Consider the following 12,563-nt stretch of genomic DNA (forward strand, 5'->3'; position numbering starts at 1 on the left):
GCAAGGATGATTTTTGAGCTACTATATATGTCGGCAGTTCAACTTGCTATCTCGATTCCTACGCCAGCATGATCTGGATCAGGTTCGGTGGGTTAGCAGACAATCTGCTTCTCAGCTCTAACATTTACTAAATGCTAAAGCACCCCATGAGATAATGAGCGTTTATTGTAAAGAGTCGATCAACGGAAGTCTATTTCAGCAAGCACTCTGGTGACTGCACCTTGATTTTTTTCCGCAAAACGCAACGCAGTTTGACCGAGACGGAACCGCTGAGAAGATTGCCCCGCAAGATCCACAACTACTTTTGTCAATTGCGCTTCGTCTTGACAACGAATAGCGCCATTGACCTGCAAAAGTTGTTCAGTAATATCCATAAAATTAAAGGTATAAGGTCCAACTAAAATTGCCTTTCCAAGCAAGGCGGGCTCAATTGGATTGTGGCCACCGCGTTTAATCAAACTGCCACCAACAAAAGCCATATCAGATGCTTGATAGTAATACATCAACTCACCCATGGAGTCGCCAATCACCACATCAAAGTTAGCCCATTGATCGAGTGCCGTTTGAGTACGAAGAGCAACTCGCTCAAAAGACTGCATAGCTAAAGCTTGTACTGCTTCGAAGCGTTCAGGATGACGAGGAACCAGTACCAATAACGCATCTGGATATTTTTGTAGCAGCGCCTTATGAACGCGCAATAGCATTTCATCTTCACCTTGGTGAGTACTTCCTCCCACCCAGACAAACCTTGAACCTAACTGTCGACGCCAGTTAACTTGAAATACTTCAGGCGGCACAGCAAGATCGAATTTAATACTTCCTGTCACTAATACTTTTTTTGCTCCCAACGCTTCAAAGCGCACTGCATCAGCTTGTGCATGCGCCAAAAAACAATCCGGTAAAGCAAATAAGGGGCGCGAGATAGCTGAAAACTTCTGATAGCGCAGGAAAGAACGATCACTCAAACGGGCATTCACCACTTCAACACGTAGACCTCGCTGCTTAGTCAATTGCAACAAGTTAGGCCAAAGTTCGGTTTCAACAATTAATAAATGCTTACAGGTCAATTTTCTTAGCGCCCTTTTAACACTTGAACGCCAGTCCATTGGTAAGTATCGATGCTCTGCAAAAGGAAAGGTTTTTACTACTTGCTCTGCACCCGTCGGTGTCATAGTGGTAATTAATAATCGCTGTGTAGGGTATTTTTCACGCCATTGAAGCACTAACGGGCGTACAGCAAGCACTTCGCCCACAGACGCACAATGAATCCATAAATCCGCTTCAACAGAAGGCCAAAAGCCAAACGCTTCTTTAGCACGATAGTCCTGATAAGTTTTCTTAAAACGCCGTATTTTAGATAAAATAACCGGCGTTAATAAGACTAGTAAAGAACGGTACAGCCACATAATTAAGCTGGTGTCTCGCTGAATTGCTGATTATGAAGCTGCGCATAAGCACCATTCATCGCTAACAACTCACTGTGCGAGCCTTGTTCAATGATCTCACCATGATCCACAACCGCAATAATATCGGCATTCTCAATGGTCGATAATCGATGGGCAATAGCGATAGTGGTACGATTCGCCATTAGACCATCTAGGGCAGTCTGAATTGCTCGCTCTGATTCCGTATCCAATGCTGACGTTGCTTCATCCAAAATCAAAATAGGCGCATTTTTCAAGATAGCTCTAGCTATCGCAATACGCTGTCGCTGACCACCTGACAAGAGAACACCATTCTCGCCAACCATGGTATCTAGACCATGATCAAGCTCTTGAATAAAGTCCCAAGCATTGGCCGCTTTAGCTGCTTCAATGACATCTTCTACACTGGTATCACGCAAATAACCGTAGGCGATATTATCTCGAATCGTGCCATTGAAAAGTACAACTTGTTGATTTACCAAAGCGATATTAGAGCGCAGCTCAGTCAACTTATAATCATTGATACGAACGCCATCTATACTCAAGGAACCATCATCAATATCATAAAAACGCGGAATTAAGTTCGCTATCGTAGATTTACCACTACCTGAACGCCCTACTAACGCCAAAGTTTTTCCAGCTGGCAAAGACAAACTAATATTTTTTAATGTCTGTTTCTCAGCACCAGTGTATTTAAAGGACATATTATCCCACTCAATATCCCCCTTAAATCGGGTTGCAGGTGTTAATCCTTTATCAACCTCTTCTGGCAAATCCAAGAAATCAAAAATACTATAAGAAGCAGCAATACCTTTTTGCAAAATACTGTTTACATCAGTCAGCTGACGAATAGGCTTACCCAACATACCAGCGGCAGTCAGGAAAGCGATAAAATCCCCTGGAGACATATGAGAACTGATCGAAGGACTCAAGGCAAACCAAATTAAAATCGCCATCATCAGCGCAAGAATGAACTGCACAATCGGAATATTAAGAGATTTAGTCATTTCCATTTTTAACTGAGAACGACGGTTTTCATTCGCAGCCTTATGGAAACGCGATATTTCATACTGGCTACCGCCAAATATTTTAACCACTTCATGACCTTTAATCGCTTCTGATGCCACATCAGTAACACCACCCATCGCATTTTGAATTCTAGTACTCAGTTTGCGAAAACGCTTAGATGCATAAGAAACAATTAAGCCAATTAAAGGCACAACCAATAAAAACAATAAAGAAAGGCGCCAGTTCATATAGATCATATAGCCTAACAAACCAACAACTGTTAGGCCTTCACGCAAAAGAACACGTATTGCCTGAGTAATAGAGCCAATGACTTGTTCAGTATCGTATGTCAGCTTAGCGAGAAGTCGTCCAGTAGGAATAGAATGATAATAATTAGAAGGTAAGAGTACGAGCTTATTAAACATGCTGGTACGTAAATCAAACACTACATTATTGGCGACTTTCGCCATAAAGTAGTTACCCAAGAAGGTACCTATCCCTCGAGCAATAAAAACCCCCAGAATAGCCAAAGGTATTAATAGACGACTATCTGATATTTGCCCTACAGAAACAATATCTACAATATGCTTTAGTAAAGCAGCTAAAGCTGGCTCCATCGAAGCATAAATGACATAACCTATTATACTAAGAACCAAATACAACCAAGATGAGCGCACATAACCCAAAAGACGAAAATAGTTTTGCATCCCAGAAACAGGCACTTTGGGAGCCGGAGTTTCGATTTCTATATTTTCTTTATCTTGCATTTATAAATTCGCTTTTTCGATGATAGAGGTAGTTGAGTAACCATCAACAAAAGTCAAAACTTTCACTTCCCCTCCATGAGCTAAGACATGATCAGCACCAACAATTGTTTCTATGGTGTAATCCCCACCTTTAACCAAAACATCAGGCGTTAAGAATTCAATAATTTCTTTTGGTGTGTCTTCGTCGAACCAAGTTACCCAGTCAATAGAGCCCACGCCTTCAAGCACAGACATACGGTGAATCAAGTTATTAATTGGACGTTTTTCACCTTTGAGTCGCTTAACTGATGCATCGGTATTGACGGCAACAATTAAACGATCTCCAAGCGCTTTGGCCTGCTTCATGTAAGCAATATGTCCAGGATGAAGAATATCGAAACAACCATTCGTAAAAACAATCTTTTCACCATTCATCTGCGCCAGTTTAATTTGCTCAAGCAGGTCTTCTGGAGAAAGCACGCCAAAGTTTGTGTTATGTGAACGCTGAAACATGATGGCGTCTAGTCGCTCAGCACTGATTGATGCCGTACCCAGTTTTCCAACGACATAACCCGCTGCTTGGTTAGCGTATTCAACAGCATCAATAAAACGCTTACTCGTAACATAAACCGCAGTCAAAACTGCAACAACGGTATCACCAGCGCCCGTAACATCAAACACCTCTTTGGCAGCCGTCGCCAATGAAAAAGGAGGTTTATCATCACTCAATAAAATCAAACCGTCTTCACCACGAGTGACCAATAATGCTTTCCAGCCAAATTGCTCGCGCAGAGCTTTGGCTTTTTCTTCCAACTCTTTCGTTGAGCGGCATTTACCCACTATCATTTCGAACTCAAGAAGGTTCGGCTTAACTAAGGTTGCTCCTTGATAGATTGAGAAGTCATTACCTTTAGGGTCAACAAAACTAGGCACTTTCGCCGCATTTGATAATTTAATCAAAGACTGAACATCAGCAAGGCAGCCTTTTGCATAGTCAGAAAAAATGACAGCATCAGATTCAGGCAAACACTCCTCGACGACTTTTGCCAATGCTTCATTTTGAGAAAGACTGTCTTCACGCTCTTCAAAATCCAAACGAATAAGTTGTTGATGACGACTCATCACACGCAATTTAGTGATGGTTGGTAAGGTTTCTGAGCGAACAAAACGACAAGTCACCCCTACCTCTTCTAGGCAACGAGACAAAACATCAGCATTTTCATCGTTGCCGACTACACCTACTAACGTTACAGATACACCTAATTTAGCCAAACCAAGTGCTACGTTTGCGGCACCACCGGGGCGATCTTCAATACTGGAAACCTTAACGACTTGAACCGGAGCTTCAGGAGAAATACGCGAGGTGCCACCATGCCAGTAGCGATCTAACATCACATCCCCAACAACAAGGATGTGTTTATCTTTAAAATTCAAATACGAAGAGTTCATAGGCACATAATAATCGATTTTTAGAGACACTCATCTTATCATACTCCCACACCAAGTTGGACATACCTAAAACATACGAAATAAGGCTTTTACACAATGCTGAATTCCGCTCTATTATCTAGCCAATCGTTCTTATTTGATGAACTTTTAAACAATTGGTCTTGTTATGGTATCAACAAGGAAGATGGCTATAGTTATGAAAGCATGAACCATGACTGGACCAACAATAGTGTTGGCCGTGTTCGTTTATTAACTCAATGTCGTCAGCTATATACTTTTAGTCATGCCTGCCAGATCAAAAACATGCCAGAGTGGCAAGTGAAGCTAACCCCGCTTTTCGACTTCATCACTTCTCATTATTTTATCGATGAACGCTGGATTTTTTCGTTGCATGACGATCTTTCAATCAAAGACACACAATCAGACGCATATGCTCTTGCTTTCGTATTACTGTCTTTTAGCCATTATTACAGAGTAACAAAAGATGATCGCGCTCTTATTTTTATGAAAAAAACGCATCTCTTTTTATTAGATAATATGCGAGCCCTATCAGGTGGTTTTTATGAATCCTATCCTGTCGATACAAGCCAAATTCGTCGCCAAAACCCACACATGCACTTACTAGAAGGTTATGTTGCTGCTTTTAATACAACTAACGATGACGATTATAAAGAGGCTATCCAATCTCTACTTTCATTAGCACTTGAACGTTTTTATCACAAAGAAACGAAGACACTACGTGAGTTTTTTAGTGCTGATTGGAGTATTGACCCTCAAACAGGCAATCAAGTAGAACCTGGGCATCACTTCGAATGGGTCTGGTTGCTTTACCAAGCAAATAAAATAATCCCTAACTCCGACTATACTGACTTAGCACAACAACTATGGCTAACAGCAACCAGACATGGACTAGCCAACAATGGCGGCATTTATAATCAAATAGATGGAGATACCAAGCACCCCATTGATAAAGAAAAACGTATCTGGCCGATTACCGAATATTTAAAAGCAGTCACAGTAATGCCGATTGGCAAAGAAGAGAAAATCGACCGTTTAGAGAAATGCATCAACTTTGCTCAGCAGCACTATTTTCTACCAAACGGCCGTTGGAATGAATACCTTAACGAAGACAACACACCAAAAAACTATCCGCTTCCCGGAACCAGCAGCTATCATATTTTTCTCGGCCTGACAGAAGTGATAGCATGGGCAAAAGCAAACAACGGTTTTCTGGGCTCTTTCTAGTTTTAGCTTACTGGCTTAGGCTTATACGTAAACTTAGCAAAGGCAAAACCTTAGATATTAGGACAAATATATTATGTATATAGTAACTGGTGGTGCCGGATTCATTGGCAGTAATATCATCAAGGCCTTAAACAACAAAGGCATCAAGAATATCCTTTTGGTAGATGATTTGACGGACGGTAAAAAATGTCTAAACCTGTCCGATCTTGATATTGCTGATTACATGGATATGTATGACTTCTTGGATGCTATTAAGAACGATACATTAGGCATTAACCCTATTGCCGTTTTCCATGAAGGTGCTTGCTCAGCAACCACAGAGTGGAACGGTAAGTATGTTATGGACGTGAATTATCAATATTCAAAAGCGGTACTAGATTTTTGTTTAAAACATGATGCACCATTTTCCTATGCGTCTTCAGCTTCTGTTTATGGTTCTGGCCCCGTTTTTCAGGAGTCCCGTGAAAACGAAAAGCCACTTAACATGTACGCCTACTCAAAATTCCAATTTGACCAATACATTCGCGCTATTTTGCCGAAAGCGAAAAGCCAAATTGTTGGTTTCCGCTATTTCAACGTGTATGGACCTCGTGAGCAACATAAAGGCAGCATGGCAAGCGTGGCTTTCCACCTTCGTAACCAAGTACTTGCTGGCGAGAATCCAAAGCTTTTTGGCGCTTACGATGGCTACGAAGCTGGCGGTCAAAGCCGTGATTTCATTTACGTTGAAGATTTGGTTAATACCAAACTTTGGTTCCTAGAAAACCCAGAGAAGTCAGGTATTTTTAATCTAGGTACAGGTAAAGCAGAGCCTTTCCGCACAATAGCTGAAACTGTTATAGCCCATTATGGAAAAGGCGAAATTGAATACATTCCCTTCCCTGAACACTTAAAAGGGGCTTATCAAAGCTTCACTGAGGCAGACATATGCAAGCTTCGTAAAGCTGGATATGAAGGAAATTTCCGCGGACTAGCGCAAGGTGTTCAAGATTACTTAGGTTGGCTCGATACGAATGGCTAAATATTTAATTGTTGGCCCATCTTGGGTTGGTGATATGGTCATGGCGCAGAGCCTCTTTATTACGCTAAAACAGCGTGATGAAGAGGCTATCATAGATGTCATTGGTCCAAACTGGTCATCACCTATATTGGCTAGAATGCCAGAGGTTCGTAACGCAATTACCTTGCCCACAGGTCATGGTGAATGGGGGATCAGTACGCGCCGCAAACTAGGGCATTCACTCCGTTCAGAACACTATGATCACGCAATCGTGATGCCTCGTTCATGGAAGTCTGCCCTGGTACCCTTTTTTGCTAAGGTTACGCATCGCGTCGGCTTTACTGGTGAGCAGCGCTACATTCTGCTAAATGAGCGTCGCAAACTAGATAAAAGCATTTTAAATCAAACCGTAAAACGCTTTACATCTTTAGGATTGCCTAACGAGTTAGCCTATCCACCTATGGATATCCCGTTACCTGCGTTACGAGTTGACACAGATAATCAGAAAAAACTCTTTCAATTACACAGCTTATCAAATAGACCTGCAATCGCTCTTATGGCGGGTGCGGAATTTGGTCCTTCTAAACAGTGGCCTATCCCTTATTTCCATGAATTAGCCAAAAGCGCCATTGAAGCGGGTTATCAAATCTGGGTATTAGGTGGACCAAAAGACCAAAACGACGGCGAGGCAATCATTAGCCACCTAGGTGAGTTTGCCGTAAATCTTTGTGGAAAAACCCAATTGGTAGACGCTATAGATTTACTGGCGGTAGCAGAAAAAGCCGTTAGTAATGATTCTGGATTAATGCATATTGCAGCAGCCGTTGGCACTGAAGTACATGGAATCTATGGATCTACAAGCGAATTATTTACACCACCTCTCACAAGCAACAAGACCATTCATAATCTTCACCTTGAATGCTCTCCTTGCTTTAAAAGAATCTGTCCGCTCGAGCACACCAACTGCCAGAATCAACTGACTCCTGACATGATTATAAGGACAGTCATTACCCAATGAATCTTGTATTACTCAGAAATAGGCCACATTTTGGAGCTCAAATAACCAGTATTCCGGTGCTGTTTTTCTTCTTCCAAAACTACGGCAATCAAGACCTGACTCTTTTATCAAAAAGCAATGTCGGATGGATTTACAACCAGCTGCCTTGGGTAAAAGAATGCATTCAGTCAAAAAGTAGACTCGAAGACCTTAAAAAACTTAAGCATTGTGACAACCTGCTTAATTTGAGACCTAGCAATCGCCTTCCTGTCATTTTATATAAATTTATTAAAGGTGGGAGAGTCTTCGACTTTGTAAAAAATGATTTTCTTATCCACTTAACTTCTGAAAAACATAACGTTTTATGTGATACAGAATACAGAGCGCTAGCTTATCTAAAAATCTTCATTAGAGATGAGCGCGCCCTACTGAATGCCCTAGCAGCGCCCTTTTTAGCGTTATTACAAGACTCCAATTTGAATCTAGAAAGAGCAGAACTAAACATACTTATAATGCCTGGTGGCGGTGCTGGTGAAGGAAAAAAATGGGGAATTGAGAACTTTATTAGCGCTGTACAATCCATTGCCAATACACTAGAAAAAAATTGTCATCTCCATATTCTATTAGGGCCAGATGAGAAAAGAGAAATTCAATACATGCAGGAGCTGAATATCAAAAACTCATCTCTTCACGTAAATATCCCTCTTAACGACATAGCAAAGCTAGTCGATCACTGTGACTTAACAATAGCAAATGACTGTGGGCCATCTCACATAGCGCAATGCATGCAAAAACCATATATAGGTCTATTTAGAGAGCCCAATACTGAGTGGTTTCTAAGCCATGCAAAGTCGGTTAAAGTGCTCCCACAAAAAGGAAATGACATCAAAACCATTACCACCAAAAGCGTCACCGAATACGCTGTTAATTTATTGAAGAGCCAAGCATGAAAATTTCAGGCAATATCATCACCCTCAACGAAGAGAAAAATATCGCCGCTTGTATAGAGTCTATGCAAACTGTCTGCGATGAAATTATCGTAGTTGACTCAGGAAGCACCGATAATACGATTGAAATCGCTAAGAGCTTAGGCGCAACCGTAGTAAAGCAGCCCTATCTAGGTGACGGCATCCAAAAAAATGTCGCACTAAACCACACTCAAAATACTTGGGTACTAAGCTTAGATGCTGATGAACGCTTAACACCAGAAATGACACAAGCCATTCAGCAGCTAGATCTAGAATCTACCAGCATTGAAGGCTACTCATTTCGCAGACAAAATATGATTGGCAACCGCTGGATCAAGCATTGCGGTTGGTACCCTGACCGCTGCATTCGATTATACAATACAGACAAAACTCGCTTTGCCGATGTTAAACAACACGCCAGCGTGCAAACTAAAAACGTCAAAAATATCGATGCCGATATCATCCACTATTCCTTTAAAAATATTGGCGAATTATTTGCCAAGCCTGGTCGTAATTTCAGTGGAAGAGCAGCTAAAATCATGTACGCAAAAGGCAAGCGCGCGAATTGCTTCTCTCCTTTTACTCACGGCCTAAATGCTTTTATCCGTAAGTATATTTTTCAAAGGGGATTCATGGGTGGCGTAGATGGAATGACAGTAGCATTGAGTGCGGCGGTCAATAGCTATCTCAAATACGCTAAACTGCTTGAATATCAACGCGATCCTAGCGTCACAAAACAAGACGACTTTAAAAACATCTGGTAACAAAACAGGCGATACACCTTGAGCAAAATGCTAACAGTACTTCATGTCAATCTCGCTAAAGGCTTCCGTGGCGGCGAGAGACAAACAGAGCTTCTTATAAGAGCCCTAGCAAAGCACTTTAAAATAAAGCAATTGCTTGCTTGTCGAGAAGATTCCCCGCTTCGTACTAGGCTTGCTGACGTCGAGGACCTGTCTTTTGTTACGGCAAATAACCAGTTATCAGGCCACTATGCAGCTCCTCATGCTGATATCGTTCATGCGCATGAAGCCAAAGCTGTCCATTGGGCTTATATTCACAAGCTATTAAGAAACACCCCTTACATACTTACTCGACGAGTCGATACTGTCGTAAAAGATAAGTGGTTAAATAAAAAGACATACAGTAATGCGTCTGCATTAGTGGGCATATCCACACTTATTGCTAACCAAATTCGTGATAAAAAATGGGGAGAAGTCAATCAGATCCCTAGTACCTTAGCCCATTTAGAAACCGATCACAAAGAAGGCGAAGCCTTTCGAAATGCTTTTCCTGGAAAGACAATTATTGGCCATGTAGGTGCATTAGTTGATAAACATAAGGGACAAAAAGTTCTTATTGAAGCTGCTAGCCTATTAGAAAAAAGCCATCCCGACTTACATATTGTTTTTTTCGGCGATGGTGCAGATAAAGAAGAACTTGAGTCTTTATCCAAAGACATTAAAAATATTACATGGATGGGATTCAGACCAAAGATTGGTGACTATTTACCTTACTTCGATCTTTTTGCCTTCCCCTCTAGAAATGAGGGTTTAGGGTCTACATTGTTAGACGTTATGGATGCAGGTGTGCCTATCATTGCCTCTAATGTTGGTGGCATTCCAGACATTGTTATTAATAACGAGACTGGAATATTAATCGAAGCAAACGATAGTTCTGCACTCAAAGACGCCATAATAAAGCTTTCCAGTGATAAGGCACTTCAAACGAGATTGGTCGAGGGAGCCAAAAAACAAATTGAAAATTATACGCCACAAAAAATGGCTGAAAGATATTTTTCCATCTATGAAAAAATAACGGCCTGATATACAAAAACAGACCGTTATTTAAAGCCTAACTATTTCCTAAATCGACTAACACTTTCTAGTGCATCCTTTAAATAGATATAGTTAGGCTCTGCACCTTTTTTTACTCTATTTGTTAAATCATAGATTTTATATTGACCACCAGCACCCACTTCCAAAATACTATCATTAGTAATCAAGGCATAAGCAGCATAACTTGACGAAAGCACCCAATCTCGCTTTTCACTACTACCTAAAAGATCAATGCCTTCTGAATAAGTATTTAGATGACTAGTAACGCCAAGATAATTTTTCATTAATGTAGGTACAACATCTTCATGGCTCGTTATAGAATCTAGCTTTTCTTTTTCTAATTTCACTCCAATATTAGGTCCAACCATAATAAATGGTACATGAGTTTGTGCTGCCGTAAAATTACTATTATGCCCCCAATAATTGAGTTTATTGTCATTCAACTCTTGGGCATGATCACCCGTAATAATAACAAGGGTATTCTCGGCATCACCAGTTAACTTCAACTCATCCAGCACCTGTTTAGCCAAATCATCAACATAGCGGACACTCGTTTTATAACGATTCATAAATGGTGTAGGATCAGAATCTTTATTAAGAGCTAAGTAATTTACATCCGCCAACATAGGTTCATATTTTTTGTCGTAATCTTTCGGAAAATCGTAGCCATGCGGAGCATCGTAAAAAAGAAACGAGAAGGTTGGTTTAGACTTATCTCTATGTTGATACCACCGCAACCAATCTTCGGTCAGATTTTTATCTCTTTCAGCAGGAGAGCTTCCTTCAGACCTTAGACGCAAACCATTCACTTTGGCGAAAACAGTTTGATTAAACTCAGGATCTGTCAAAGAAGCAGAAGTAAAAATACCTAGCTGATAATCCAACGCTTGAAGGCGATCCATAAAAACGGGAGATCTTTGATTCGATAGCATGCTTTGCCAATACGTCCCAGGTAGACCATAGAAAAGGCCAAAAATACCTGTTCGAGTCGCATTCCCTGTTGATATGTGATTAGCGAAAGAAACGCCGTTTTGAGCATAAGCCCACATGTTAGGTGAATTATCAGCATTAAAGGTATCAAAACGCCATGAGTCCACTACCAAAAACATAATATTCACAGGCTTATCGACAGTAACTGTATTCAGCTCTCCAATTGGATAGTTAAGGTTACTGCTTACTTTTAAAGACAGCTTCTTTTGCTGCTCTAATGCCTTCTCATCAATCCAACCATGTTTTCGCATCCAATCATTTGCAGTAGCAGGTTGAAATAGAGGCAAATAGCTTTTACTGATAGTAACAGGCTGGTATGCGTTTGCTGCAGCCCATATGTGAATAAAATTACTAACAAAAAAACATAAAACAAAAAAACATACAAAATACCTTTTTTTAAGTTTTCTTTCTGGATAGGCACTTAAAAAATGCAGTAAAGCATACTCAATTAAAAATATAACGAGAAAACTAAAAGCAGCGACAAGCCAAGTAACGATGGAAAAATCAACCACATCACCGGACAATACAAGTTTAAGGACGACCTCGTTGATATGAAAACGATACTGGGCAAAAACAAAGGTATCAATCAGTTGCACAAATAGTGAAACAGACGCCAAAAAACTAATAATCAAATAAAATATTTTTCTAGGAAGAAAAATAAATATAAAAGCAAAAAAACCTAAAATCCCACCTAATAATGCCATTTGCCCTATTAAACTCGTGACAATAAAAGAGGACCCTAAGATATCTGTAGGAAATTCAGGTAAAAATGAGAAGTACCTTATTGCTAAAAGTATAGAAAAAAATATATTTATTATTAGGAAGCAACCAAAAACTGAACGCTTATTACCAAGAGCCATGATAAAAACCTAGAAGATTAATTTAAAAAGCAAAAATT

Annotated in this window: 10 protein-coding genes and 1 riboswitch; of the genes, 6 read left to right on the top strand and 4 right to left on the bottom strand. The window is 40.5% G+C overall.

The annotated features are described in order from the left end of the window. Positions 1–37 precede the first annotated feature (37 nt). A riboswitch (TPP riboswitch) is annotated at positions 38–157 on the bottom strand. Between the two features lie 22 nt (positions 158–179). Genes BUA59_RS18010 through hldE form a run of 3 tightly spaced genes read right to left on the bottom strand, consistent with a single transcriptional unit; the run spans position 180 to position 4,627 of the window. After that, positions 180–1,406, bottom strand: coding sequence for a 3-deoxy-D-manno-octulosonic acid transferase (locus BUA59_RS18010; RefSeq protein ID WP_072841062.1), 1,227 nt, complete (start codon positions 1,404–1,406; stop codon positions 180–182). Positions 1,407–1,408: 2 nt separating this feature from the next. Next, entirely contained in the window at positions 1,409–3,199 is a 1,791-nt protein-coding gene (msbA, locus tag BUA59_RS18015) for a lipid A export permease/ATP-binding protein MsbA (protein ID WP_072841063.1), read from the bottom strand. After that, positions 3,200–4,627, bottom strand: a complete 1,428-nt coding sequence (gene hldE / locus BUA59_RS18020; RefSeq protein WP_072841142.1) for a bifunctional D-glycero-beta-D-manno-heptose-7-phosphate kinase/D-glycero-beta-D-manno-heptose 1-phosphate adenylyltransferase HldE — start codon at positions 4,625–4,627, stop codon at positions 3,200–3,202. Positions 4,628–4,723: 96 nt separating this feature from the next. On the opposite strand from hldE, the gene BUA59_RS18025 reads away from it, so the two are divergent. The 6 genes from BUA59_RS18025 (at position 4,724) to BUA59_RS18050 (ending at position 10,663) form a co-directional block, all read left to right on the top strand. Further along, positions 4,724–5,872, top strand: coding sequence for an AGE family epimerase/isomerase (locus tag BUA59_RS18025; RefSeq protein ID WP_072841064.1), 1,149 nt, complete (start codon positions 4,724–4,726; stop codon positions 5,870–5,872). Between the two features lie 73 nt (positions 5,873–5,945). Beyond that, positions 5,946–6,893, top strand: coding sequence for an ADP-glyceromanno-heptose 6-epimerase (rfaD, locus tag BUA59_RS18030; protein WP_072841065.1), 948 nt, complete (start codon positions 5,946–5,948; stop codon positions 6,891–6,893). Further along, positions 6,886–7,890: a lipopolysaccharide heptosyltransferase II gene (gene waaF / locus BUA59_RS18035; protein ID WP_072841066.1), complete on the top strand. Its 1,005-nt coding sequence runs from the start codon at positions 6,886–6,888 to the stop codon at positions 7,888–7,890. Before rfaD ends, waaF begins: the two co-directional genes overlap by 8 nt. Continuing rightward, positions 7,887–8,819, top strand: coding sequence for a glycosyltransferase family 9 protein (locus BUA59_RS18040; protein ID WP_072841067.1), 933 nt, complete (start codon positions 7,887–7,889; stop codon positions 8,817–8,819). Before waaF ends, BUA59_RS18040 begins: the two co-directional genes overlap by 4 nt. Then, entirely contained in the window at positions 8,816–9,601 is a 786-nt protein-coding gene (locus BUA59_RS18045) for a glycosyltransferase family 2 protein (RefSeq protein WP_012071150.1), read from the top strand. Before BUA59_RS18040 ends, BUA59_RS18045 begins: the two co-directional genes overlap by 4 nt. Positions 9,602–9,628: 27 nt before the next feature. After that, positions 9,629–10,663, top strand: a complete 1,035-nt coding sequence (locus tag BUA59_RS18050) for a glycosyltransferase family 4 protein (RefSeq protein ID WP_072841143.1) — start codon at positions 9,629–9,631, stop codon at positions 10,661–10,663. 32 nt (positions 10,664–10,695) lie between these two features. Here the strand turns inward: BUA59_RS18050 and BUA59_RS18055 are convergent, their stop codons facing one another. Next, positions 10,696–12,525, bottom strand: coding sequence for a DUF3413 domain-containing protein (locus BUA59_RS18055; RefSeq protein ID WP_072841068.1), 1,830 nt, complete (start codon positions 12,523–12,525; stop codon positions 10,696–10,698). Positions 12,526–12,563 lie beyond the last annotated feature (38 nt).

The sequence above is a fragment of the Marinomonas polaris DSM 16579 genome (genome assembly GCF_900129155.1).
Taxonomy (GTDB): domain Bacteria; phylum Pseudomonadota; class Gammaproteobacteria; order Pseudomonadales; family Marinomonadaceae; genus Marinomonas; species Marinomonas polaris.